This is a genomic window from Ruegeria sp. BHSA191, from assembly GCF_059613325.1.
On the sequence record NZ_JBXWSH010000007.1, the window covers coordinates 98,419 to 122,239 of the forward strand.

At 63.2% G+C, this 23,821-nt stretch carries 24 protein-coding genes; 16 read left to right on the plus strand and 8 right to left on the minus strand.

Annotated elements, in window-relative coordinates; all coding sequences use genetic code 11:
- Position 1 precedes the first annotated feature (1 nt).
- The 16 genes from ruvB to AC2FNS_RS09740 all read left to right on the plus strand — a co-directional run bounded on the left by ruvB (position 2) and on the right by AC2FNS_RS09740 (position 15,238).
- Positions 2–1,021: a Holliday junction branch migration DNA helicase RuvB gene (gene ruvB, locus AC2FNS_RS09665; protein WP_149775762.1), complete on the plus strand. Its 1,020-nt coding sequence runs from the start codon at positions 2–4 to the stop codon at positions 1,019–1,021.
- Between the two features lie 62 nt (positions 1,022–1,083).
- Positions 1,084–1,707, plus strand: coding sequence for a hypothetical protein (locus tag AC2FNS_RS09670; RefSeq protein ID WP_496711354.1), 624 nt, complete (start codon positions 1,084–1,086; stop codon positions 1,705–1,707).
- Complete coding sequence (gene ybgC / locus AC2FNS_RS09675; RefSeq protein WP_496681352.1) at positions 1,704–2,087, plus strand: tol-pal system-associated acyl-CoA thioesterase; 384 nt, start codon at positions 1,704–1,706, stop codon at positions 2,085–2,087. Before AC2FNS_RS09670 ends, ybgC begins: the two co-directional genes overlap by 4 nt.
- Positions 2,088–2,195: 108 nt before the next feature.
- On the plus strand, positions 2,196–2,891 hold the full coding sequence (gene tolQ, locus AC2FNS_RS09680; protein WP_496681354.1) for a protein TolQ: 696 nt from the start codon (positions 2,196–2,198) through the stop codon (positions 2,889–2,891).
- 1 nt (position 2,892) lies between these two features.
- The gene (tolR, locus tag AC2FNS_RS09685) at positions 2,893–3,369 is read left to right on the plus strand and encodes a protein TolR (protein ID WP_496681355.1); all 477 of its coding nucleotides are present in this window, start codon (positions 2,893–2,895) and stop codon (positions 3,367–3,369) included.
- 9 nt (positions 3,370–3,378) lie between these two features.
- A complete protein-coding gene (tolA, locus tag AC2FNS_RS09690; RefSeq protein ID WP_496681357.1) occupies positions 3,379–4,470 on the plus strand; it encodes a cell envelope integrity protein TolA in 1,092 nt (363 codons plus the stop codon).
- Entirely contained in the window at positions 4,467–5,786 is a 1,320-nt protein-coding gene (tolB, locus tag AC2FNS_RS09695; protein ID WP_496711355.1) for a Tol-Pal system beta propeller repeat protein TolB, read from the plus strand. Before tolA ends, tolB begins: the two co-directional genes overlap by 4 nt.
- 89 nt (positions 5,787–5,875) lie before the next feature.
- Positions 5,876–6,376: a peptidoglycan-associated lipoprotein Pal gene (gene pal / locus AC2FNS_RS09700; protein WP_490361187.1), complete on the plus strand. Its 501-nt coding sequence runs from the start codon at positions 5,876–5,878 to the stop codon at positions 6,374–6,376.
- A 4-nt stretch (positions 6,377–6,380) separates the two neighbouring features.
- A complete protein-coding gene (gene ybgF / locus AC2FNS_RS09705) occupies positions 6,381–7,205 on the plus strand; it encodes a tol-pal system protein YbgF (RefSeq protein WP_496681363.1) in 825 nt (274 codons plus the stop codon).
- A complete protein-coding gene (gene tilS / locus AC2FNS_RS09710; protein ID WP_496711356.1) occupies positions 7,202–8,455 on the plus strand; it encodes a tRNA lysidine(34) synthetase TilS in 1,254 nt (417 codons plus the stop codon). The genes ybgF and tilS overlap by 4 nt, the downstream gene beginning before the upstream one ends.
- A 76-nt stretch (positions 8,456–8,531) precedes the next feature.
- The gene (ftsH, locus tag AC2FNS_RS09715) at positions 8,532–10,448 is read left to right on the plus strand and encodes an ATP-dependent zinc metalloprotease FtsH (RefSeq protein WP_496681367.1); all 1,917 of its coding nucleotides are present in this window, start codon (positions 8,532–8,534) and stop codon (positions 10,446–10,448) included.
- Between the two features lie 95 nt (positions 10,449–10,543).
- Positions 10,544–11,119 carry an MOSC domain-containing protein gene (locus AC2FNS_RS09720; protein WP_496795574.1) on the plus strand — a complete coding sequence of 192 codons (576 nt, stop codon included), beginning with the start codon at positions 10,544–10,546 and terminating at the stop codon, positions 11,117–11,119.
- 165 nt (positions 11,120–11,284) lie between these two features.
- On the plus strand, positions 11,285–12,961 hold the full coding sequence (locus AC2FNS_RS09725; RefSeq protein WP_496681371.1) for a formate--tetrahydrofolate ligase: 1,677 nt from the start codon (positions 11,285–11,287) through the stop codon (positions 12,959–12,961).
- A 57-nt stretch (positions 12,962–13,018) separates the two neighbouring features.
- Positions 13,019–13,324: a chorismate mutase gene (locus tag AC2FNS_RS09730; protein ID WP_496681374.1), complete on the plus strand. Its 306-nt coding sequence runs from the start codon at positions 13,019–13,021 to the stop codon at positions 13,322–13,324.
- A 55-nt stretch (positions 13,325–13,379) separates the two neighbouring features.
- On the plus strand, positions 13,380–14,270 hold the full coding sequence (gene folD / locus AC2FNS_RS09735) for a bifunctional methylenetetrahydrofolate dehydrogenase/methenyltetrahydrofolate cyclohydrolase FolD (RefSeq protein ID WP_496711358.1): 891 nt from the start codon (positions 13,380–13,382) through the stop codon (positions 14,268–14,270).
- A gap of 224 nt (positions 14,271–14,494) precedes the next feature.
- Positions 14,495–15,238 (plus strand): LytTR family DNA-binding domain-containing protein, encoded by a 744-nt coding sequence (locus AC2FNS_RS09740; protein WP_496711359.1) that lies wholly within the window; start codon positions 14,495–14,497, stop codon positions 15,236–15,238.
- Between the two features lie 4 nt (positions 15,239–15,242).
- Here AC2FNS_RS09740 and pdeM read toward each other — a convergent pair whose 3' ends face one another.
- The 8 genes from pdeM to AC2FNS_RS09780 form a co-directional block, all read right to left on the minus strand.
- Positions 15,243–15,905 (minus strand): ligase-associated DNA damage response endonuclease PdeM, encoded by a 663-nt coding sequence (gene pdeM / locus AC2FNS_RS09745; RefSeq protein ID WP_496711360.1) that lies wholly within the window; start codon positions 15,903–15,905, stop codon positions 15,243–15,245.
- Between the two features lie 43 nt (positions 15,906–15,948).
- Positions 15,949–18,357 carry a ligase-associated DNA damage response DEXH box helicase gene (locus AC2FNS_RS09750; protein ID WP_496797701.1) on the minus strand — a complete coding sequence of 803 codons (2,409 nt, stop codon included), beginning with the start codon at positions 18,355–18,357 and terminating at the stop codon, positions 15,949–15,951.
- A gap of 52 nt (positions 18,358–18,409) precedes the next feature.
- On the minus strand, positions 18,410–19,717 hold the full coding sequence (locus AC2FNS_RS09755; RefSeq protein ID WP_496711362.1) for a DUF8689 domain-containing protein: 1,308 nt from the start codon (positions 19,715–19,717) through the stop codon (positions 18,410–18,412).
- Between the two features lie 118 nt (positions 19,718–19,835).
- Positions 19,836–20,381, minus strand: a complete 546-nt coding sequence (locus tag AC2FNS_RS09760) for a prepilin peptidase (RefSeq protein ID WP_496711363.1) — start codon at positions 20,379–20,381, stop codon at positions 19,836–19,838.
- A gap of 3 nt (positions 20,382–20,384) precedes the next feature.
- Positions 20,385–21,236, minus strand: coding sequence for a tetratricopeptide repeat protein (locus AC2FNS_RS09765; RefSeq protein WP_496688407.1), 852 nt, complete (start codon positions 21,234–21,236; stop codon positions 20,385–20,387).
- A 29-nt stretch (positions 21,237–21,265) separates the two neighbouring features.
- Complete coding sequence (locus AC2FNS_RS09770) at positions 21,266–21,847, minus strand: tetratricopeptide repeat protein (protein WP_496688409.1); 582 nt, start codon at positions 21,845–21,847, stop codon at positions 21,266–21,268.
- Between the two features lie 4 nt (positions 21,848–21,851).
- A complete protein-coding gene (locus AC2FNS_RS09775) occupies positions 21,852–22,835 on the minus strand; it encodes a type II secretion system F family protein (protein ID WP_496688411.1) in 984 nt (327 codons plus the stop codon).
- Between the two features lie 10 nt (positions 22,836–22,845).
- A complete protein-coding gene (locus AC2FNS_RS09780; RefSeq protein ID WP_496681400.1) occupies positions 22,846–23,814 on the minus strand; it encodes a type II secretion system F family protein in 969 nt (322 codons plus the stop codon).
- Positions 23,815–23,821 lie beyond the last annotated feature (7 nt).

The following is a 23,821-nucleotide window of genomic DNA, read 5'->3' on the forward strand; positions in this document are numbered from 1 at the left end:
AATGGTTGATGCCGACCCGACCCTGCGCCCGCAGCCTCTGCCCGAGGACAACGACCGCGCCTTGCGCCCGCAGGGGCTGGACGAATTCATCGGCCAGGCCGAGGCGCGGGCCAATCTGCGCATCTTCATCCAGTCGGCCCGCCAGCGGAACGAGGCGATGGACCACACGCTGTTCCACGGCCCTCCGGGCTTGGGCAAGACGACGCTGGCGCAGATCATGGCGCGCGAGCTTGGGGTGAACTTCCGCATGACCTCGGGGCCGGTTCTGGCCAAGGCCGGGGATCTTGCGGCGATCCTGACCAATCTCGAAGAGCGCGACGTGCTGTTCATCGACGAGATTCACCGCCTGAATCCGGCGGTGGAAGAGGTGTTGTACCCGGCGATGGAGGATTTCGAGCTGGATCTGGTGATCGGCGAGGGCCCCGCGGCCCGCACCGTGCGGATCGAGCTGCAGCCCTTTACCCTGGTCGGGGCGACCACGCGGATGGGCCTGCTGACCACCCCGCTGCGCGACCGGTTCGGTATTCCCACCCGGCTGCAATTCTACACCGTGGACGAGCTGCACGAGATCGTCACCCGCAACGCCCGCAAGCTGGGCGCGCCGGCCGATGACGACGGTGCGCGCGAGATCGCGCGCCGGTCGCGGGGCACCCCCCGTATCGCCGGACGGCTGCTGCGGCGGGTCGTGGATTTCGCCATTGTCGAAGGCGACGGTCGCATCACGCGCGAGCTGGCCGATGGCGCGCTGACGCGGCTGGGCGTCGACAATCTGGGTCTGGACGGGGCCGACCGCCGCTATCTGAAACTGATCGCCGAGAATTATGGCGGTGGCCCGGTGGGGATCGAGACCTTGTCGGCCGCCCTTTCGGAAAGCCGCGACTCGCTGGAAGAAGTGATCGAGCCCTATCTTTTGCAACAGGGCTTGATCCAGCGCACGCCGCGCGGCCGGATGCTGGCACAGAAGGCCTGGACGCATCTGGGCATGGCCGCGCCTAAGGGGCAGAGCGACCTGTTTGGTTGAAGCCGCCGGCCTCAGACTTTAAGGCTGGGGCGAGAGAATTTTCAAAAGACGAAGGGCAGGGCGTGACACCCGAAGAGATCCAGGCGCTGTTTACCCGATCCGATGGCGCGTTCCTGTTTGCGCGCTGGGGCCGTCCGATCGTGCCTGTCGTGTTCGGGGTCGAGGATGAAACCCTGGCCACGGTCAAAGGCGCGTTCGAGGCGGTGGTTGCGCTGGCCGATCACAAGATGGCCGAGACCGACCCCGAACTGGGTGCCAACTGCATGGTGTTCTTCTTTCGCGAGTGGAGCGAGTTGCCCGAGGTTCCAGACCTGGATCGTCTGATACCCGATCTTGTCTCGCTGGTTGCGCGGCTGGAGGGCGCCGGGGCGAACCAGTACCGGATTTTCCGCTTCGACGAAGACGGTGCGATCCGAGCGGCTTTCGTCTTTCTTCGGATGGATCGCGAGTTGTCGAAGGTGCCGGCTGAAACCCTGGCCCTTTCGCAGGTCGTTCAGACCATTTTGCTGTGGTCCGACACGGCGTTCCGCGACCGCTCGCCCCTGGCCGTGGCGGGCGAGACGACGATCCTTCGGCCCGACATTGCCGGGCTGATCCGCGCCGCCTATGATCCGGTTCTGCCGGCGGTGGCGCAGGACCCTTCGCACGCGCTGCGCCTGTTTGCCCGGATGGAGCGTCCGCAATGAAACACGTCTTTCCCATTCGCGTCTATTACGAGGACACCGACATGGGAGGCGTCGTCTATCACGCCAACTACCTGCGCTATATCGAGCGCGCCCGGTCGGATTGGGTCCGGAATCTGGGCAATGACCAGAACGCAATGCGTGAGGCGGGTGTCGTCTGGGTCGTGCGGCGCGTCGAGGCCGACTATCTTGCCTCGGCCAGGTTCGACGACGAGTTGATCGTCGAGACCGAGGTCGTCGCGATCTCGGGCGTGCGTCTGACCATGGCACAGCTGATCCGTCGGGGTGACACCGAGATCTTCCGCGCCACCGTCACCGCCGTCTGCATCAACAAGGACGGCAAGCCGATCCGGTTGCCGGCAGAGATTCGCGCATTGATGTAACAATTTGCTCAGGCCCGGCGGTTCTGATGGCATTTTGCACGCAACTGCGCTAGCGTTCGGTAAAACAAGGCCAAACAACGGCCGTCAGGCAAAACAAAGAGCAGGTTCATGGAAGCTGAAACGCTGGCGCTTGCGCAGGAGATCGATTTCTCCATGTGGGGGCTGTTTGCCCGCGCGACATTCATCGTCAAGGTCGTGATGCTGATGCTGGTCGTCGCATCCTTCTGGTCGTGGTCGATCATCATTCAACGGCTGATCAACTATCGCGCGGCCCGGCGCGAGGCGGAGGCATTCGATCAGGCCTTCTGGTCGGGCAATCCGCTGGACGAACTGTTCGAGCAGATCGGACCGCAGCCCGATGGCGCATCGGAAAAGATCTTCGCGGCCGGGATGATCGAATGGCGCAGGTCGCATCGCAACGACGGCGGGCTGATCGCGGGGGCCACGGCCCGTATCGACCGGTCGATGGACGTGGCCATAGCGAAAGAGGCCGAAAAGCTGAACAAGGGCCTGCCGATCCTGGCCACGGTGGGGTCCACCGCGCCCTTCATCGGGCTGTTCGGCACGGTCTGGGGCATCATGAACGCCTTCATCGAAATCGCCGAGCAGCAGAACACCAATCTGGCCGTCGTGGCGCCGGGCATCGCCGAGGCGCTGTTGGCCACCGGTTTGGGCCTGCTGGCGGCGATTCCGGCAGTGATCTTCTACAACAAGCTGAGCGCGGACAGCGACCACATCGTCGGCGGATACGAGGCATTCGCCGACGAATTCGCGACCATCCTGTCACGCCAGTTGGACAGCTGACATGGGCGCGGCGATGCAGCAATCGTCGGGCGGCAACGGGCGTCGCCGCGGACGCCGCCGCGGCCGTGCCCAGCCGATGGCCGAGATCAACGTCACCCCCTTCGTGGACGTGATGCTGGTGCTGCTGATCATCTTCATGGTTGCCGCCCCACTGATGACGGTGGGTGTTCCGGTCGACCTGCCCAAGACGGCGGCCAGCGCCTTGCCCGGCGACAACGAGGAACCGCTGACCGTGACAATGACGGCGGATGGGCGGGTGCAGATTCAGACCACGGACGTCGCGCGTGACGAATTGGTCGGCAAACTGCGCGCCATCGCGGCCGAGCGAAGCAGCGACCGCGTGTTTCTACGGGCCGACGGCTCGATCCCATATGCGCAGGTCATGCAGGTCATGGGCGCGTTGAACGCGGGAGGCTTTTCCAATGTGGGCCTGGTCACCGACACCGGCGGACCGTCGCTGGACGAAGGCCAAGAGTGAGGCCGCGCGGTGGATACCGGCACCAAGATTTCGGCGATTGCCCACGTCACCCTGATCGGCTGGGCCTTGTTCGGCGGCACCTTCCGCTCCGAGCCTCTGCCGATGGCCGTACAGGAGGTGTCGGTGATCTCGGCCGAGCAATTCGCGGCGCTGACTGCACAGCGGGAGGCTCCGGCGGTGGCGGTGGCGCCTGGTGGGCTTGAAACTCCGGACGCAGAACCCCCGGCGCCTCAGCTCCCTGAGCCGGTTGATGAGGAACCACCGCGACCCGAAACCGTGACTCCGCCGGAACCAGACCCCGAGCCTCAGCCCGTCCCCGTCGAGGCACCGCCCGAGCCGGAAATCATCGAACAGCCCCCGGTTCTGGCGGAGCCCGAACCCGAGGTGGCCGTTTTGCCCGCCTTGCCCGAGTCTCAGCCGCGCCCCGCCGACAAGATCGCGCCGGAACCCATCGCGCCGCCACCGCCGGATGCCAAGCCCGATGACATCGAAACACCGGCCGTTTCATTGGATGAGGGCGCCGAGACCCAGCAAGAACAACAGGATCAGACCGCCCCTGAAGAGGCGACCGACCAGATCGTGACCGAAGCGGAACAAGGCAAGGACCTGTCGCCCCAACGTTCGCCGCGCCCGCGGGTCCGGCCCAGCCGGCCGCAACCAACCGCTCAGCCCGAGGTGGCCGAGACCAATACACCATCCGAGCCGGCCCCGCAGGATCAGGCCGCCATCAACGATGCCCTCGCCGAGGCGCTGGGTGCCGCCGAGGAACCGGCCGGCCCGCCCCTGACAAGCGGCGAGAAAGACGCGATGCGTCTGGCCGTTTCGCGGTGCTGGAACGTGGGGTCCCTGTCGACCGACGCCCTGCAAACCGTCGTCGTGGTCGGCTTTTCGCTGAACCGCGACGGCACGATCGTTGCGGGCAGCCTGCGGATGCTGGACAGCTCGGGCGGGTCGGCGGGCGCCGCGAAACAGGCATACGAGGCCGCCCGACGCGCGATTTTGCGCTGTGGTGCCAAAGGATACGACCTTCCTGCTGACAAATACGCGCATTGGAAGGATATTGAGATCACCTTCAATCCCGAGAGGATGCGGATCAAATGATGAAACTACTGACCAGCCTCCTTGTCGGCCTGACCTTGCTGTCGGCCCCGGCGTCTGCCCAGACAGGGCCGCTGAGGCTGGAGCTGGATCAAGGCATCATCGAACCGATGCCCTTCGCTGTGCCGAACTTCGTGCCCGATACCCCGGCCGCCACGCAATATGCCACCGACATCAGCCGCGTGGTCGCCACCGATCTGACCGGCACCGGCCTGTTCCGCGAAATCGCGCCCGAGGCCTTCATCAGCCAGGTCAGCAGTTTCGAGGCTCCGATCCAGTTCGCTGACTGGAAGGCGATCAACGCCGACGCGCTGGTGACCGGCGCGGTGAACCTCTCGGGCAATACCCTGACGGTGCGGTTCCGGGTGTGGGACGTGTTTTCGGGGCAGGAACTGGGCAACGGGTTGCAGTTTTCGGGCCCGATCGATGGATGGCGGCGGATGGCGCACAAGGTGGCCGATCAGGTCTATAGCCGCATCACGGGCGAGGGTGGCTATTTCGACAGCCGCGTCGCCTATGTGTCGGAAAGCGGCCCCAAGGATCAGCGGCGCAAACGGTTGGCCATCATGGACTACGACGGCGCCAATGTGCAGTACCTGACCGACAGTGCCGCCATCGTTCTGGCGCCGCGCTTTTCACCGGCGGGCGACCGGCTGCTGTACACCAGCTATGAAAGCGGCCGCCCGCGCATCTATCTGATGGATGTGGGCCGGGTGAAACCGAAGGAGCTGAAAACGCAGGACGGCACCATGAGCTTTTCGCCGCGGTTCTCGCCCGACGGTCGCTCGATCGTCTATTCGCTGACCCAGGGTGGCAATACCGACCTGTGGAAGATGGATCTGGCCTCGGGGCAGAGCGTACGCCTGACCAATACGCCTGCCATCGAAACCGCGCCAAGCTATTCGCCGGACGGTTCGCGGATCGTCTTTGAAAGTGATCGGTCGGGCCAGCCTCAGTTGTATGTGATGCCCGCCAATGGCGGCGAGGCGACCCGCATCAGCTTTGGCCAGGGCCGCTATGGCACACCGGTCTGGTCGCCGCGGGGCGATCTGATTGCCTTCACCAAGCAGAACAAGGGCCGCTTCCACATCGGCGTGATGCGCGTGGACGGCAGCGAAGAGCGTCTGCTGACCGCCTCGTTCCTGGATGAAGGTCCGACCTGGTCGCCCAATGGCAGGGTCATCATGTTCACCCGCGAAACACAGGGGGCCAGCGGGCGGTCTACGCTGTATTCGGTCGACATCTCGGGGCGCAACCTACGCCCGGTCCGCACACCGGACGGGGGCAGCGATCCGTCATGGGGGCCGTTGTTGAAATGAACTGATTGTCAATGATGCCGACGTTCACAAGGTACCTTGGCTGTGATAGACAGGCGTCAAACAACAAAATGGAACCAGAGGCGATTGAAATGAACGTATTGAGCAAGATCGCGGCACTGGGCGCGCTGGCGCTGGTGACCGCCTGTACCAACAATGATCCTTCGGCCCTGGGCGGGGCAGGCGGGGCCGGGGCGCTGGTGCCGGGTTCGGCCAGTGATCCTCGCTCGCCGGCCTATTTCCAGCAGGCGGTCGGTGACCGGGTTCTGTTCGCGGTCGATCAGTCCACGCTGTCGCCTGAGGCACAGACCATTCTGCAGGGCCAGGCCGATTGGCTGCTGGCCAATACCGACTATACCGCCACCATCGAAGGCCATGCCGACGAACAGGGCACGCGGGAATACAACCTGGCGCTGGGCGCCCGCCGGGCCAATGCCGCGCGCGAGTTTCTGATTTCGCGCGGGGTGGCCGGGAACCGCCTGCAGACCATCAGTTATGGCAAAGAGCGCCCGATCGAGATTTGCAGCACCGAGGAATGCTACTCCAAGAACCGCCGCGCGGTGACGGTGCTGACCGGTTCGACCGCGGGGTGACGGTATGAAGGTTGCAGGTTTGGTGCTGGCGGCGGCCCTGACCGTCGCCACCGGGGCGCAGGCGCAGGATCAGCAGACCCTGGCGGATATCCGGCAGGAGCTGACCGTGCTGCATGTCGAAATCCAGCGGCTCAAGCGCGAGTTTTCGACCACCGGCGCGCCCGCGCCGAACCTGTCCGGCAGCTCGATCCTGGAACGGGTTGATGCGATTGAGGCCGAATTGCAGCGGCTGACCCGCCAGACCGAGCAGTTGAACCAGCGTATCCAGAACATCGTGAGCGACGGCACCAACCGGATCGGTGATCTCGAGTTTCGGCTTTGCGAGCTGGAGCCGGGCTGTGAGTTCAGCGGCGAGCCGACCGCGCCCCTTGGCGGCGAGGACGCCGCGACGATCGTCACCCCACCGGCGCCGGACATCGCAGAGGGTGCCGGCCAGGTCGAGCTTGCCGTGGGCGAGCAGGCCGATTTCGACGAGGCGGCGCAGGCCCTGGCCGATGGTGATTTCCAGACGGCCGCCGACCTGCTGGCGCAATTCGACGCCAAGTACCCTGGCAGCCCGCTGGCCGCCGAGGCCAATCTGCGCCGCGGTCAGGCGTTGGAAGGGCTGGGGGACACGCGTGAAGCCGCGCGGGCGTTTCTGGCAAGTTTTACCGTCGAATCCGAGGGTCCCGTAGCCCCCGAGGCCCTGTACGAACTGGGCGCTGCGCTGGGCCGTCTGGGACAGGTCGAACAGGCCTGCATAACCTTGGGCGAGGTTTCGGTGCGCTTTCCCGATTCGGGTTTCGTTTCCGCGGCGTCGCAGGAAATGGCGTCGCTGGACTGCTCTTGACCCGCGACACCGAGAGCCTTCTTTCCGGGCTTCGGACGCGGCTGCCCAGCCCCTTGCCGCCTCGGCTGGGAGTCGCGGTTTCGGGCGGCAGCGATTCAACCGCCCTGTTACATTTGCTGGCGCGCGTCGCAGGGGGTGAGGGCATCCGCCTGTTCGCGGCCACGGTGGACCACGGCTTGCGTCCCGAGGCCGGGGATGAAGCGGCCCGGGTGGCTGCGCTGTGCGAACAGATGAATATCCCGCACACGATCCTGGAATGGAGGGATTGGGACGGGTCAGGCAACCTGCAGGATCAGGCCCGGCGGGCGCGGTATCAATTGCTGCGCGGTTGGGCGGCGGAACGGGGCATAGCGGCCATCGCCCTGGGGCACACGGCGGATGATCAGGCTGAAACCGTTCTGATGCGCCTTGCCCGCGCGGCTGGCGTTACCGGCCTGTCGGCCATGCCCATGATGCGGGACATGGGAGGCGTCACCCTGTATCGGCCCTTGCTGTTTGCCACCCGTGCCGATCTGCGCGCCTATCTGGACACGGAAGGGGTCGGCTGGGCAGAGGACCCTTCGAATCAGGACCGTCGGTTCGACCGGATCAAGGCCCGGCAGGCGCTGGCGGGCTTGTCCGAACTGGGGATCACTGCCGAAACTCTGGCGCGCGTCGCTGAAAACATGGGACGGGCAGATCAAGCCTTGCAACGATATGCGCGGGAAATGGCCCAGAGCATCGCGACCCAGCACGCGGGTAGTATCCAGTTGGACCGGGCGGGCTTCGCCGCCGCTCCGCCAGAAGTTCAGCGACGGCTGGTCGTGGGGTTCGTGCGTTGGATCGCGGGGGAAGACTACCCTCCGCGTCAGGCCACGGTCGCTCGCGCGATGGCCGCGATTGCGGCAGGGCAAGCCGCTGTGATCGGAGGATGCCAAATCGTTCCGTCCGGGAAATTTGCGTGGATTTGCCGAGAGCTGAACGCCGTGTTCGGGAAGGTTGCCAGGCCGGGCGACCTCTGGGATGGGCGCTGGATTCTGCGCGGGCCGGACACCGACGGCGCCGAGACGCGCGCGTTGGGAGAGGTTGGACTGAGACAGTTACCGGACTGGCGCGCCGAGGGATTGCCGCGGGTCGTGCTGAGTTCGACGCCCGCGGTCTGGCGGGGCGATCACCTGCTGTCGGCGCCGCTGGCTGGTCTGGCCAATGGCTGGATGGCTGAAATCGTCCCCGCGCGGGCCCAGGTTCAGGCCGCGTTTTTATCGCATTGAACCTGCGCCAATCATCTCTATTTTAAGGGTCAACACGGCAGGTTGTGATCTGCCGAAGTCTTTTGGGAGATATTTCTTGGGCAACGCGCGCAACATCGCCTTCTGGGTCGTTCTGTTCCTGCTGATCCTTGCATTGTTCAACCTGTTCAGCGGTCCAGGTGGAACGCTTCAGAGCAACGAACGCACCTATTCCGATTTCGTCAGCGCCGTCGAAGCGGGCGACGTCAAGAACGTGACGCTGGACGGGGAACAGATCCGCTATACCACGGGGTCCGGCGGCAACTATGTCACGATCAAACCTGGTGATGCCGAGGTCACCAAGCTGCTGATCGAGAAAGACATCCCGGTTCGGGCAGAGAAGCAACAGCAATCGGGTTTCCAGTCGTTCCTGATCACGCTGCTTCCCTTCCTGCTGTTGATCGGTGTCTGGGTCTATTTCATGAACCGGATGCAGGGTGGCGGCAAAGGCGGTGCGATGGGCTTTGGCAAATCCAAGGCCAAGATGCTGACCGAAAAGCATGGCCGCGTGACCTTTGACGACGTGGCGGGCATCGACGAGGCCAAGGAAGAACTGGAAGAGATCGTCGAGTTCCTGCGCAACCCGCAGAAATTCTCGCGCCTTGGCGGCAAGATCCCCAAAGGCGCGCTGCTGGTCGGCCCTCCGGGTACCGGTAAGACGCTGCTGGCCCGGGCGATTGCGGGTGAGGCCGGCGTGCCGTTCTTCACCATCTCGGGTTCGGACTTCGTCGAGATGTTCGTGGGTGTCGGTGCATCCCGTGTGCGCGACATGTTCGAACAGGCCAAGAAGAATGCGCCTTGCATCGTCTTCATCGACGAGATCGACGCCGTGGGTCGCCACCGTGGCGCCGGTTACGGCGGTGGCAACGACGAACGCGAACAGACGCTGAACCAGCTGCTGGTCGAGATGGACGGGTTCGAGGCCAACGAAGGCGTCATCATCCTGGCAGCAACCAACCGCAAGGACGTGCTGGACCCGGCGCTACTGCGCCCCGGTCGGTTCGACCGTCAGGTGACCGTCGGTAATCCCGATATCAAAGGACGCGAGAAGATCCTTGCGGTGCATGCCCGCAAGACGCCGCTTGGCCCGGATGTCGATCTGCGCATCATCGCGCGCGGCACACCCGGGTTCTCGGGCGCCGATCTTGCCAACCTGGTGAACGAGGCGGCTTTGATGGCCGCGCGGGTCGGTCGGCGTTTCGTGACCATGGAGGATTTCGAGAACGCCAAGGACAAGGTGATGATGGGGGCCGAGCGCCGCTCGATGGTGTTGACTCAGGACCAGAAGGAAAAGACCGCCTATCACGAGGCAGGCCATGCCGTTGTCGGCATGACCCTGCCGCTGTGCGATCCGGTCTACAAGGCCACGATCATTCCGCGCGGCGGTGCGCTGGGCATGGTGGTCAGCCTGCCCGAGATGGACCAGCTGAACTATCACAAAGACGAGTGCGAGCAGAAGCTGGCCATGACCATGGCGGGCAAGGCCGCCGAAGTCATCAAATACGGCGAGGATCACGTCTCGAACGGCCCGGCCGGCGACATCATGCAGGCCAGCCAGCTGGCGCGGGCCATGGTGATGCGCTGGGGCATGTCCGACAAGGTCGGCAATATCGACTATGCCGAGGCGCATGAGGGCTATCAGGGCAATACCGCCGGGTTCTCGGTTTCGGCCCACACCAAAGAGTTGATCGAGGAAGAGGTCAAGCGCCTGATCCAGCAGGGATATGAGCGCGCGCACCAGATCCTGACCGACCATCACGAGGAATGGGAGCGTCTGGCGCAGGGCCTTCTGGAATACGAAACCCTGACCGGAGACGAGATCAAGCGGGTGATGAAGGGCGAGCCACCGCACGCAGGCGATGACGAAAGCGGTACACCCGATCAGGGTGGCGCGGCCAGCGTGACGGCAATTCCGAAGACCAAGCCCAAGAAATCTCCGCCCGAGGGCGGGATGGAGCCCGAACCCACTGCATGACGCAAAAAACCCGGCCCACGCGCCGGGTTTTTTCTTGCCTTTCCTGCAATGGGACGCAGGCTGCGACGGATAAACCGACAGACAAGGAAACTCCCATGCCCGTTTTGCGCGAAACCGATTTCAAGGCTACGGTCGTCTGGCTGGGGCATGTCCCGGCCGGGGAGTCTCTGCGTGCCCGATCGGTAGACAGTCTGGACCTTGATTTCGCGGGCGACAGCGGTGCGCGCCACGAAGGGCTCAATCGCCCTTCCTGCGTGCGGGTCGGCAATCTGTATCCACGGGGCACGGAGATCCGCAACGTGCGCCAGCTGACGATCCTGTCGGCCGAGGAACTGGCCGATATCGCCGACGAAATGGGTATCGACAGCTTGGACCCGGGTCTGCTGGGGGCCAGCGTCGTTGTGCAGGGGATTCCGGATTTTACCCATGTCCCGCCATCCTCTCGCCTGCAGGCCAGCGGCGGGATGACACTGACCATCGACATGGAAAACCGCCCCTGCGTGCTGCCTGGCCGCGAGATCGAGGCTGACGCGCCCGGCCATGGCGCTGGGTTCAAGCCAGCCGCACAAGGGCGGCGCGGGGTGACGGCCTGGGTCGAACGACCGGGGGCCGTGACGCTGGGCGACACCCTGACTCTGTTTGTTCCCGATCAGCGCCCCTGGTCGCCCTGACGCGCAAGCGTTTCCCATTCGAAACCGCTGAACGGTGACAACGCCGTTTCGCGGCTCGAAAATGTCGGAATCCACATCCATTCCCGCAGAGCACGACGGTATGGGTTGGACAGCACCGGCGCTTGGCGTCGGTTTTGCACGGAATTCAATCAGGGACCTTGCCCAATGAGCTACAAATCCGACATTGAAATCGCGAGAGAGGCGAAAAAGCTGCCGATCCAGGAGATAGGGGCCAAGCTGGGCATCTCCAGCGACGATCTGCTGCCCTATGGCCACGACAAGGCAAAGGTCAGCCAAAGCTTTATCAACTCGGTTCAGGACCGCGAGGACGGCAAGCTGATCTTGGTGACCGCGATCAACCCGACCCCGGCGGGCGAGGGCAAGACCACCACCACCGTCGGCCTGGGCGACGGCCTGAACCGCATCGGCAAGAATGCGATGATCTGCATCCGCGAGGCCTCGCTGGGCCCGAACTTCGGCATGAAGGGCGGCGCTGCGGGCGGCGGCTATGCGCAGGTCGTTCCGATGGAAGAGATGAACCTGCATTTCACGGGCGACTTCCACGCGATCACCTCGGCGCACTCGCTGCTGTCGGCGATGATCGACAACCACATCTATTGGGGCAACGAGCAGGAAATCGACGTGCGCCGCGTTGCCTGGCGCCGCGTGGTCGACATGAACGACCGCGCCCTGCGCCAGATCACCTGCTCGTTGGGTGGTGTGGCCAATGGCTTCCCGCGCGAAGGTGGGTTCGACATCACCGTGGCCTCCGAGGTTATGGCGATTCTGTGCTTGGCCAACGACCTGAAGGATCTGGAAAAGCGTCTGGGCGACATCATTGTGGCCTATCGCCGCGACAAGTCGCCGGTCTATTGCCGCGACATCAAGGCCGAGGGCGCGATGACCGTTCTGCTGAAGGACGCGATGCAGCCCAACCTGGTGCAGACGCTGGAAAACAATCCGGCCTTCGTGCATGGCGGCCCGTTCGCCAACATCGCGCATGGCTGCAACTCGGTCATTGCAACCAAGACCGCGCTGAAGGTGGCCGACTATGTCGTGACCGAGGCCGGTTTCGGGGCCGATCTGGGCGCCGAGAAGTTCATGAACATCAAGTGCCGCAAGGCGGGCATCGCGCCGTCGGCGGTGGTGATCGTGGCCACGGTGCGTGCGATGAAGATGAATGGCGGCGTGGCCAAGGCCGATCTGGGCGCCGAAAACGTCGCGGCTGTACAGTCGGGCTGTGCCAATCTGGGCCGCCACATCGAGAACGTGAAATCCTTCGGTGTGCCGGTCGTCGTCGCGATCAACCACTTCGTCACCGATACCGATGCCGAGGTTCAGGCGGTCAAGGATTATTGCGCCGAGCATGGGGTCGAGGCGGTTCTGTCGCGCCATTGGGAGCTGGGCTCGGAAGGGTCCGAGGATCTGGCCCGCAAGGTCGTGGAACTGGCTGATGCCGGCACCGCGAATTTTGCGCCGATCTATCCCGACGAGATGCCGCTGTTCGAAAAGATCGAGACCATCGCCAAGCGTATCTACCGCGCCGACGAGGTGCTGGCCGATGCCAAGATCCGCAACCAGCTGAAGGAATGGGAAGCCGCCGGATACGGCAACCTTCCGGTCTGCATGGCCAAGACCCAGTATTCATTCTCGACCGATCCGGCGTTGCGCGGGGCACCCACCGGTCATTCGGTTCCGGTGCGCGAAGTACGCCTGAGCGCCGGTGCTGGCTTTATCGTGGTGGTGTGCGGCGAGATCATGACCATGCCCGGCCTGCCCCGCAAACCGGCGGCCGAGACGATCCGACTCAATGACGCAGGCCAGATCGAGGGCTTGTTCTAAGCCGCCGAATAAGACATCTCGTGGTCCGGGGAATCCCCGGGCCATGAGGAGATTGCGATGTCCACTCTGACACCGCCGCAGGACTGTAGAACCATGCAGGAACTGCGGAATCAGATCGACAAGCTGGACCGTCAGCTGATCGAGTTGCTGGTGACGCGCGCAACCTATATCGACCGCGCGTCCGAGCTGAAGCCGGGCGAGGGCCTTCCGGCCCGAATCCCTGAGCGTGTCGAAGACGTGGTGCAAAAGGTGCGTTCGAACTCGGTCGATTTGGGCCTAGACCCCGATCTTGCCGAAAGGCTGTGGCGCATCCTGATAGATTGGTCGATCGCGCGCGAAGAGCGTGTGCTCGGCCCGAGTTGAACGAACCGGGCGCCGCATGCGCCCGGCCCGGTGTTTGAACAGAAGGGATCGAGGGATGGTAGCCCAGGTTATCGACGGCAAGGCGTTTGCAACAAAGGTGCGCGCGCAGGTGGCCGACAAGGTCGCGAAGCTGAAAGAGGAACACGGCATCACGCCCGGTCTGGCCGTGGTGCTGGTGGGCGAGGACCCCGCCAGCCAGGTCTATGTCCGCTCGAAGGGCAAGCAGACCGTCGAGGTCGGCATGAACTCGTACGAGCACAAGCTGGACGCCGATACCTCCGAACAGGACCTGCTGGCGTTGATCGACAAGCTGAACAACGATCCGGCGGTGCATGGCATCCTGGTGCAGTTGCCGTTGCCCAAGCATCTGAATGAAGACCTGGTTATCAATGCGATCAACCCCGCCAAGGATGTGGATGGGTTCCACATCTCGAACGTGGGCCTGCTGGCCACCGGGCAGAAGGCCATGGTGCCCTGCACCCCGCTGGGCTGCCTCATGATGCTGCGGGATCATCATGGCTCGCTGTCCGGCTTGGATGCGGTGGTGATCGGCCGGTCGAACATCGTGGGCAAGCCGATGGCGCAACTGCTGCTGGGCGACAGCTGCACCGTGACCATCGCGCACAGCCGTACCAAGAACCTGCCCGACGTGGTGCGCAGTGCCGATATCGTCGTGGCCGCCGTGGGCCGCCCCGAGATGGTGCCCGGAGACTGGATCAAGGAGGGCGCCACTGTGATCGACGTGGGCATCAACAGGATCGAGCGCGATGGCAAGACCAGGCTGGTCGGGGATGTAGACTATGCAAGTGCGGCCGAACGGGCAGGTGCGATTACCCCCGTTCCGGGCGGTGTCGGACCGATGACGATCGCCTGCCTGCTGGCGAATACCCTGACGGCCTGCTGTCGGGAAAATGGTCTGCCCGAGCCCGAAGGTCTGACCGCATGACCACAGGTTGCGGCCAGAGCATGGCCGCAACCTAGCGACCGGCTGGACGCAATGGCCGGCCAGCCTGACTGCTCGGATTGCACACGAATAGTTTACTGGCGACCGATCGTATTGGATGCCGGTCGTTTTCATGATAATTCCATCTTATCAGAGTGTTGAAAGGTGAAGGCGCCCGGCAGCCCTGGCCTGAACGGTGTGGGATCGGGGTGGGGTGGTGAGTTGGAATGACGTCGATGTTGCGCGGTATCGGGGCCGAGTGCACGCCGCAACGGCTTGTGGCTGGTTTTGTCTTTGTTCCGTTGTTGGCCTACACGGTTAATCCGTTCAACGAACTGGAATTGTCCTACCCTCTGCGGTTGGCGTTTTGGACCGGACTCATGGCTCTGGCGATTCTGGCGGTCAGAAGTGGGCGAAAATTCGCCTTGCGGCGTTTTGGGCATTTGGGAATGACGACGCGCGACTATGCCGTCGCGCTGATGATCATGTTGTTTTTTACGCCGGTGTTCTGGGCCTTCACCGTGCTCCTTCTTACAGCTTGCGGCTACCAGTCTCCGGGTTTCGGCGCGGTCGGTGCCTATGGGGTGTTGTTGGGAACAGGCCTTGTTCTGGTGTCTAAAAGCATCCGGAATGACTCTGCCGAGCAGCGGCCCATGGAATGCCCGCGTCTGGTTCGGCGCCTGCCCGAGGATTTCTCGGGCGACATTGTTCGGCTGAGCGCTCGGGGTCACCACGTCGACGTCGTGACGACGCAGGGGGTCTACACCGTGCGTCTTCGCCTGAGCGATGCCATGGACGAAATGGACCCGGTCATCGGCCATTGTGCGCACAGGTCTCATTGGGTGACCGAGGCGGCGGTCGAGGGTGTCGAGAAAGCCGGTGGCAAGCTGTTCCTGCGCCTTTGCAATGGCGATCTTGTCCCGGTCAGCCGGAAATACAAACCGAATTTGGAAGAAGCCGGTCTGGTCTGACTGGTCACCGCGGCATGGCGGTGAGGCGCGGCTGCACCCCGGTCAGGATCGCGCGCGCCTCGGGCCCCATCAAGCCGGACAAAGCGGTATCACTGCTGCGCAGCCCTCCGGTATAGGTGCCATAGGCCGGAAGAATCAGCCGCTGATCGTCGAAGAGAAACGCCGGACGTGTGATCAAACGGCCCCGGGCCCGCAGCCGCACCTTGGGGTGATAGTGACCCGAGACTTCGCCCTGCGCATCGTTTTGGGCGATGTGGCGAAATACCAGCGGCGCGCGGCGCCACTCGGCCAGGTGGGCGCCGCTCAGGGACACGGGCCCCGGATCGTGATTGCCCTCGATCCAGATCCACAGGCGGCCGGCCTGCAGGGTCGAGATCCGCAGACGGTCCGCCTCATCCAGCGTATCAGCGGCCTCAATGTCGTCGAAGCTGTCTCCAAGGCAGATCACGGTCTTGGCCCCGGTCCGCTCCAGGTCAGCGGTCAGGCGCGTCAGCGTGTCGCGGGTGTCATAGGGGGGCAGGGTTGGGCCGCCCCGCCGTGCCATGCGGGCCGATTTCCCCAGATGCAGGTCCGACACGCACAGCAGGTCATGATCGGGCCACCACAAGGCACCCGAGCCGAGGGCGTGCAGGCGCACGCCGGAAAACGAGAACGCGAGGCTGTTCATGGTCCGGTCCTTGCCTGATCCGCGCGTATTTTCAACCTGATTCTCAGTCCGGCGACAGACCCGCGGCCGCCAGCAGGCGGGCGCTTTCTTCGGCCAGAAGCCGTTCTTCGGCCGCGCCCTTGACCGGAACCTTTCCCACCTCGAGCAGCAACGGCGCCGCCAGCGGTGACACCCGATCCAGCCGGACCAGGTCGATCCGGTCGCCGATACGCGCGATCATCGCCTCGATCCGTCCGAAATCGACCAGCCCGCGCATGGCTTCTTCGCGGGTGATCTGCATCAGCAGGTGGTCGGGGTCGTATTTCAGCAGCGTGTCGTACAGGATGTCCGACGAAAAGGTCGCCTGCCGCCCGCTTTTGCGTTGGCCACCTGTATTGCGCTCGATCAACCCGGCGATGGTGGCCGAGGCGCGGAAGGTCCGCTTCATCACCGCATTGCCCGCCAGCCAGTTGTCCAACCCGTCGCGTAGGGCCTCGATCTGGAACAGGGGGCTGGGGTCGTTCACCGCGTCCAGGCCCCAGATCAGCGTGGCATAGTCGGTCGCGACAAAGCCCAGCGGGGCCAGCCCGGTTTCCTCCATCCGTTTGGTCAGCAGCAGGCCCAGCGTCTGTTGTGCGTTGCGTCCGGCAAAGCCGTAAACGCACAGGTTTTCGCGGCCGTCATTTGGAAAGCTCTCGATCAACAGCCGGTCACGCTCGGGCAGCCGCGACATCCGACGCTGCAGATCCAGCCATTCACCCGTATGTTCGGGCAGTTGCGGCCAGTCGGGCTGTGCGAACATCCGCAGGATGCGATCGCTCAGCTGAGTCGAGGTGGCGAACTTGGTGCCTGAGAAGGTGGCGACCTTGGGCTTTTTGTCCGCACGGCGCGTGACTTCGACAACCGTTTCGCGCAGTCCTTCATAGCGCACGATCTGACCGCCGATCAGGAAGGTGTCGCCGGGGGTCAGCGATGCGGCAAAGGCCTCTTCGACCTCGCCCAAGGGTTTGCCGCCCCGGTTGCGCTTCAGCCTGACCTTCAGGGTATCGCTGTCCTGGATCGTGCCCAGGTTCATGCGGATGCGTTGCGCCGCGCGAGGGTCGCGCAGCTGCCACAGCCCGTCGGGGCGCTGTTGCAGGCGCTGCCAGCGGTCATAGGCCCGCAGCGCATAGCCACCGGTGGCGCAGAACTCCAGACAGGCATCGAAGGCCGCGCGGGACAGATCGGCATAGGGCCCGGCCGAAGTGACCTCGGCATACAGGGCATCGGCATCGAACGGCCCGGCGCAGGCCGCGATCAGGATGTGTTGGCACAATACGTCACGCGGGCCGGAGCCGCGCGGCTCGCCGTCCAGGTCGTGTTCGCGCGCGGCCTCCAGCGCGGCAACACATTCGACCACCTCGAACCGGTTTGCAGGCACCAGCAGAGCCTTGGACGGCGCGTTGTAGCGGTGGTTGGCCCGCCCGATCCGCTGGACCAGGCGCTTGACGTTTTTGGGGGCGCCGATCTGGATCACAAGATCCACGTCGCCCCAGTCGATCCCCAGATCGAGGCTGCCGGTGCAGACGATGGCGCGCAGGTCTCCACGGACCATCGCCGCTTCGACCCGTTCGCGCTGTTGCCGGTCGAGGCTGCCGTGGTGGATGCCGATGGGCAGGCCTTCGTCATTGGCCAGCCACAGGTTGTGAAAGAAGATCTCGGCCTGGGCGCGGGTATTGTGGAAGATCAGCGTCGTCTTGTGCTGCCGGACCTGCTCCAGCACCGCCGGGATGGCATAGGCCGCGCCGCCCCCGGCCCACGGCGGCATTTCGGCCGTTTGCAACATGGCGATATCGGGGTCGGGGCCGGGGTCTGCCATAACGATGTTGCAAGGGTCGGGGTGGCGGGCCAGAAAGCGCGCGATGGCGTTCGGGTCCTCGACTGTGGCCGACAGGCCCACGCGCCGCAGATTGGGACACAGCGTCTGAAGGCGGGCCAGGGCCAGCATCAACTGGTCGCCCCGCTTGCTGTCGGCCAGCGCATGTATCTCGTCCACGATCACGCGCTGGACGCCCCGGAACATGCGCGGCGCGTCCTCGTAGGACGTCAGCAGCGCCAGGCTTTCCGGGGTCGTCAGCAGAATATGCGGCGGGTCCACGCGCTGGCGTTTCCTCTGGGTGGGGGTGGTGTCGCCGGTGCGGTCTTCGACCCGGATCGGCAACCCCATCTCATCGGCCGGGCCGCGCAGGTTGCGTTTGATGTCGGCGGCCAGCGCCTTGAGAGGCGAGACATAGATCGTGTGCAGCCCCTCATACCCATCGGCCAGTTCGATCAGCGAGGGTAGGAACCCGGCCATCGTCTTGCCGCCGCCCGTGGGCGCGATCAACAGCGTCGCCGGGGCCTGCGCCCTGTCGATCATGGCCTGTTGATGCGGGTGGAGGGACCATCCCCTGGCGGTAAACCAGGTGTCAATCCGGGCGGGAATCTGCGTCATGGGCGCAGACTAGCCCGCCCGTTGTCAAAGCGGAATGCGGTTTGGGATCGTCTTATTTGACGATTTTCTCGTCCTTGACGAACATGTTCGCCCAGGCGCGGTCGATCAATTCGGGGCTCATCTGATAGGGGATGCCCTCGAACTCGCAGATCGAGATCATCTGGTCGATCAGGAAGATCGGCTGATAGTTCGCATAAACATTGTTGATGGTCGGGTATTTGACTTTCAACAGATGCACCAGGGCGGCCTCGTCCAGCGGCATTCCGCGCTTGCGGGCGACCATGGCAAAGATCTTCAGGAAGTTTTCCTGGTTCGGGCCGTCAATTTTGATCTTGAAGAAGATCCGGCGCAGCGCGGCCTGGTCGAAGATCTCGTTGGGGTGAAAGTTGGTCGAGAAGATGACCAGCGTGTCGAAGGGCACCTCGAACTTTTCACCAGACTGAAGACCCAGAATGTCCTTGCCTTCTTCCAGCGGAACGATCCACCGGTTGATCAGGGCCTGCGGCGGCTCGGCCTGGCGGCCAAGGTCGTCCACGATGAAGATGCCGCCGGTCGATTTCAGCTGCAGCGGCGCCTGATAGGTGCGTGCCGTAGGGTTGTAGACCAGGTCCAGCATGCTCAGCGACAGTTCACCGCCGGTGATCACCGTGGGGCGTTCACATTTAACATAGCGCGAGTCGAACCGCTTGCGGCGGCGCAGGCTGTTGGGGTCGTCGGGTTCGTCTTCGATCGCGTTGTGCACGATCGGATCATAGACGGTAATCACCTGGCCGGCATATTCGATCGCGCGCGGCACATAAACATTGTCGCCCAACGCATCGCGAATCCCGTTCGAGATTGAGGACTTACCGTTGCCCGGCGGACCATACATCAGGATCGACCGGCCAGCGCTGACCGCCGGCCCCAGATGGTCCAGAAGGCTGTCGGGCAGGACAAGATGACCCATGGCGCTGGTCAGTTGCTCGCGGGTGACTTGGATGTTGCGGATCGACTGGCGCTTGACCTGTTCGCGATAGACATCCAGCGGCACGGGCATAGCGCCGAAATACTCGGACTGGCTCAGCGCATCCAGCGCCCGCGCCTTGCCGGCATCGGTCAGTTGATAGCCCATCTCGTTTCCGCTGTTGGCGTTCAGCGTGCCGGTCGCCTCGAGCAGTTTTTGTTCGCGGGCGATATCGACCAGTTCCTGCGTGACCGATGCCGGCAAGCAGACCGCCTGGGAAATCTGTGTGACCGTGTCGACATTCTTGCGGAAGATGGTCTTGAGAAGGATGTCCCGCATCATCACCAGCGGAAGCTGCATTTCCTCCAGCCCTTTCGGGGAAGGGGGGGCCATCACGGAAGTGGTCTGCATATTCATGAGCGCTGCTCGTCCATCAAAATGTCACACGATAGTCCCCCGTTAAGGGGCGGATGTGGAAAATCTGGCGCAGCTTTGTGGCAGCACAATGGCGCGGGCGCGGCGCAGGAAAGACGGTTTAAGAACCGTAAATGGCGCCGAGAATTAGGTAGATGGCCAGAGCCCCGGCAAGCGCCAGACCCATAGGGAATTTCTTGCCCTGGTCCCAGCTTTCCCATTCTGGCGCGAACCGGCGCAAGCCGGAATGTTTCGCCAGTCGGTGGGTCGTGAACGCTGCCAAGACCGTGGCCATCAGGATGGCGGCAACCGACAGAAGGTCGCCCAACCAAACATAGGGGGCGGCGGCGGCGCAGAATTTGGCGTCACCGGCCCCCATGACGCCTGCGGCGTTCAGCAGGATGCCAAGAAACAGGACTACGATCAGGTGATACAACTGCCAGGCGTAGACCGGCAGCGAAAAGGACAGCGGGCCAAGCGTTCCGGGCAGCCAATCGCCCGACCAGGGTGGAACCGCGATCAGGCCCACCACCGCGAACACGGCCGCCAAGGCGACGACCGCGTGGTTCTTGATGCGCATCTCACGCATGTCGGTAAAGGCGACATACAGGCAAATGGGCAGGACAAAGGGCAAGAACCACAGTGCCGCGGCAGAAGGGATGGTCATCTATCAGGCTTCCTCGAGTGCGCGCAACGATCGCACCGCCTCGTCGAAATACTGCGGGTGCGTCGCGATGGCCTCGCGGAACAGGTTCTTTGCCAGGTTCACGTCGCCGCGCTTGACGGCCGAGATCGCCATCGTGTTCAACAACTCGGCCCGTTCAGCCTGGGTCATGGGAATCACGGGCATGGAATAGTTGCCCTGTGCGGCTCGGGCCAAGACCAAATTGTTCTTGGCGGTGAACAGGTTTTTGTCCTGGCGGATGGCCTCGGTGAACAGCCGCTCGGCTTCGGCATACTGGCCGCGGCTCAGTTTGGAATACCCCCAATTGTTCATGACACCGGCCGGTCGGGTCGTCAGACCCACGGCAGTCTCATAGAAATGATCGGCGCGTTTCCAATCCTTGTTGGCATCGGCGACCAAGGCTTCGAGGCGGTATCGCTTAAAAGTCTCGTGCGTCGGCGGCACGGAATCAAGGACTGCCTTGGCATCTTTCCAGTTTCCGCTGCGGACCAGCGCATCCGCATATTCCACCCTGTCAGCGCTGGTGGCACCGGGCATCGTGGTCACGCGTTTCCACGCGACCGCGGCTTCGGTGCTGCGTTTGGCGCGAACCAGAGAAATGGCCAGCCCACGCTGCAGGTCGATCCGGTCGGGGTTCTTGCTGGCGGCGCCCTGGAAATAGGTGACGGCCTCGTCCGGGTTCGACGCATTCAACATCACGTCGTTCAGGTTGGTCTCGTCGATGACGTTCACTTCCTGGAACGTGCGTTCGACCTTTTCCTGCTCGGTTTCCTTGGCGCAGGCCGTCAAGATCAGCCCGCATGCCGCGACTGTGGGAATCAGAAAGCTGTGGCGCATTTTTGCGTCCCTTGCTGCTCGTGCCTCTGTTATCGGTTCCTGCGCAACAGGAATGCCCCATCCCCTTGTTGCTCAAGCCGGAATTCTTGTTCTTGCGTAGTATTATTAACAGGATTTTCCATTTTTGCGAGTGCCAAGCGCAGATTGTCCCGGATTGCGTCACTTTCGCCATTGTCCAGCGCATAGGCCCGTTGGAACACCTGCGAGGCTTCGGCATATTCACCGGTTTCCATCAGCAACACGCCCAGATTGTTCCAGGCGATCGGCCATTCCGGGTCTTTCTCCACGGCTTCGCGCAACAGCGGTTCCGCCTGGCCAAGACGCCTGAGCCCAAGATTGGCGGTGCCGATCGAGGTCAGGATCTCGGCGGTCATCCCTTCGACCAGCGCCGCGCGGGTGAAAGACTCCAGCGCCAGTTCGTATTCTCCGGCGGCCATCAGGCGGTTGCCGACGGCAACTTCGTCGACCGGGCCGCCCTTGGGGTCGATCCCCGGGGGGTAGGGGCCTTGGGTCAGGCCTGTCTCGGTACACGAAACCACCGCGGATGCGGCCGCGGTGGTTGTCAGGATGAAAATCCCTGTTCTTGTGACGCGAAGCAGCGACGTCTGCATCCGGCTATTTGCTCATGTTCGTAAAGTCCATGATCCCCTTGGCCGAAGGCCCGATCAGAATGATCAGCAGCGGCGGGACCGTCAGCATCATTGTGGCAAGCGTCATTTTGGTTGGCAACTTGTTTGCGGCCTCTTCCGCGCGCATAACCCGCTTGTCACGCATCTCGCCCGCATAGACCCGCAATGCATCGGCGATCGAGGTGCCGAAAGTCGCCGATTGGATCATCACGGTCACGAACGAGCTGACGTCCTGCACGCCGCAGCGGGTGCCGAAGTCGCGTAGAACCGTGTCCTTGTCCTTGCCCGCCTTCATTTCGTAGGCAACGGTTTCAAATTCCTGGGCGATTTCCGGATAGGATGATTGCATTTCGGACGCCACGCGAACGATGGCCTGATCCAGCGACTGACCCGCTTCCACGCAGACAAGCATCAGGTCAAGCGTATCGGGGAAGCCGGCGGTGATGGCTTCTTTGCGTTCTTCGATGCGGCGCGTGATCCAGTATTTGGGGATGTAATAGCCGATGGCACCGGGCACCAGCACGCGGATCATCATCTGCTGGCCGGTAAATTCCTGCCCGTTGTTGAACACGGTGACCAGCAACACCCCGATGATGATGCCGGAAATTCCCAAAGCGAACTGCGCAAAATGGAAGAACCGAACCGCGTCCTTCGACCGGTAACCGGCCTGACGCAGCTTGAGTTCCATGGCGGAATATTCTTCCTGGTCCTTCGGCTCAAGAAAGTTGGCGAATTTCTCCAGCTGTTCGTTGCGGCTTGAATTGCGCAGCTGGTCCTTTTTGCTCTTTTTTTCGCGCTTGGGCGCCGCGTTGGCGCGCTGCAGCTTCTTCAGGGGGTCTTCGGGCTGGTTCAGCAGAATGGGGATGGTGATTAGGATCATGAACAGGCCCAGCACGCCCACGACGATCAGCGGCCCGAACTCTCCCAACTGCTGGGTCAGAAAATCATTGATTTGGTTCAGGATTTCCATGCTTGCCCCTTCAGACCTTGATGTTGGTGAGTATGCGCATCACGATCAGGTTCAAGGTCAGCATGATGCCGACAACGAAGCAGGCCGGGATGAACCACGGGTGATCAAGGACCGAGTCATAATAATTTGGGTCCTTCACCAGGATAAACAGCAGGCAGCCGACAGGGAACCCTGACAGAAACTTGCCCGACCATTGTGCCTCGGCGGTGATGGCCTTGACGCGCCGAAACAGACGGAAGCGGGCCCGGATCACCTTGGCAAGACCGGCAAGGATTTCGGCCAGGTTGCCGCCGGACTGCTGTTGAATACCCACCGCAACGGCCAAGAAGCGAAGGTCCTGCATGTCCAGACGCTCGGCCATGTCCTTGAGCGCTTCGCCCACGTCGCGGCCATAGGCGCATTCGTCGGCGATCACACCAAATTCGGTACCCAACGGGTCCTCGACCTCGTTGGCGACGATCTGGACGGACGATACGAACGGGTTGCCCACCCGCAGCGAGCGCACCATCAGTTCGACCGCATCCGGCAGTTGTTCCTCCAGCATGGCCATCCGCTTTTTGGCCTTGCTGTTCACCCAAGCATAGACCGCACCGACCCCGATCGCCACCGACAGCGCAACCCGCAACAGTGTCTCGGTGCGGGTGCCGATGCTCAGCCCCATGAAGGCAACGATCGACAGCAGGGCCATCATCATGATCAATTGGCGCGGGCTGAAGGCGATCGCTGCCTTTTGCGCCTTGTCGGCCAACAGGGAGTAGAGCGGGATGCTCTGCGATTTCATGTGCTGCTGCATTTCCTTGCGCAGCTGTTCCAGCACCTGTTCGCGGCCGACACCCTTGTCAAGCATGTCCAGACGGCGATTGACCTTGCTGTTCAGGCTGATGGACTTGCCGAAAGCCACCAGATAGATGCCCTCGACCAGCGCCAAAACCCCGACGAAGATCGCGACATAGATGAGCGCCTCGGTAGGCAGTTGCATGTCCGGC

Bases quoted from the DNA above. Each gene is read 5' to 3' on its own strand.
- ruvB (WP_149775762.1), top strand. From the start codon at position 2: ATGGTTGATGCCGACCCGACCCTGCGCCCGCAGCCTCTGCCCGAGGAC.
- ybgC (WP_496681352.1), top strand. From the start codon at position 1,704: ATGAAACACGTCTTTCCCATTCGCGTCTATTACGAGGACACCGACATG.
- tolQ (WP_496681354.1), top strand. From the start codon at position 2,196: ATGGAAGCTGAAACGCTGGCGCTTGCGCAGGAGATCGATTTCTCCATG.
- tolR (WP_496681355.1), top strand. From the start codon at position 2,893: ATGGGCGCGGCGATGCAGCAATCGTCGGGCGGCAACGGGCGTCGCCGC.
- tolB (WP_496711355.1), top strand. From the start codon at position 4,467: ATGATGAAACTACTGACCAGCCTCCTTGTCGGCCTGACCTTGCTGTCG.
- pal (WP_490361187.1), top strand. From the start codon at position 5,876: ATGAACGTATTGAGCAAGATCGCGGCACTGGGCGCGCTGGCGCTGGTG.
- ybgF (WP_496681363.1), top strand. From the start codon at position 6,381: ATGAAGGTTGCAGGTTTGGTGCTGGCGGCGGCCCTGACCGTCGCCACC.
- AC2FNS_RS09720 (WP_496795574.1), top strand. From the start codon at position 10,544: ATGCCCGTTTTGCGCGAAACCGATTTCAAGGCTACGGTCGTCTGGCTG.
- AC2FNS_RS09725 (WP_496681371.1), top strand. From the start codon at position 11,285: ATGAGCTACAAATCCGACATTGAAATCGCGAGAGAGGCGAAAAAGCTG.
- AC2FNS_RS09730 (WP_496681374.1), top strand. From the start codon at position 13,019: ATGTCCACTCTGACACCGCCGCAGGACTGTAGAACCATGCAGGAACTG.
- folD (WP_496711358.1), top strand. From the start codon at position 13,380: ATGGTAGCCCAGGTTATCGACGGCAAGGCGTTTGCAACAAAGGTGCGC.
- AC2FNS_RS09740 (WP_496711359.1), top strand. From the start codon at position 14,495: ATGACGTCGATGTTGCGCGGTATCGGGGCCGAGTGCACGCCGCAACGG.
- pdeM (WP_496711360.1), bottom strand. From the start codon at position 15,905: ATGAACAGCCTCGCGTTCTCGTTTTCCGGCGTGCGCCTGCACGCCCTC.
- AC2FNS_RS09750 (WP_496797701.1), bottom strand. From the start codon at position 18,357: ATGACGCAGATTCCCGCCCGGATTGACACCTGGTTTACCGCCAGGGGA.
- AC2FNS_RS09755 (WP_496711362.1), bottom strand. From the start codon at position 19,717: ATGAATATGCAGACCACTTCCGTGATGGCCCCCCCTTCCCCGAAAGGG.
- AC2FNS_RS09760 (WP_496711363.1), bottom strand. From the start codon at position 20,381: ATGACCATCCCTTCTGCCGCGGCACTGTGGTTCTTGCCCTTTGTCCTG.
- AC2FNS_RS09765 (WP_496688407.1), bottom strand. From the start codon at position 21,236: ATGCGCCACAGCTTTCTGATTCCCACAGTCGCGGCATGCGGGCTGATC.
- AC2FNS_RS09770 (WP_496688409.1), bottom strand. From the start codon at position 21,847: ATGCAGACGTCGCTGCTTCGCGTCACAAGAACAGGGATTTTCATCCTG.
- AC2FNS_RS09775 (WP_496688411.1), bottom strand. From the start codon at position 22,835: ATGGAAATCCTGAACCAAATCAATGATTTTCTGACCCAGCAGTTGGGA.
- AC2FNS_RS09780 (WP_496681400.1), bottom strand. From the start codon at position 23,814: ATGCAACTGCCTACCGAGGCGCTCATCTATGTCGCGATCTTCGTCGGG.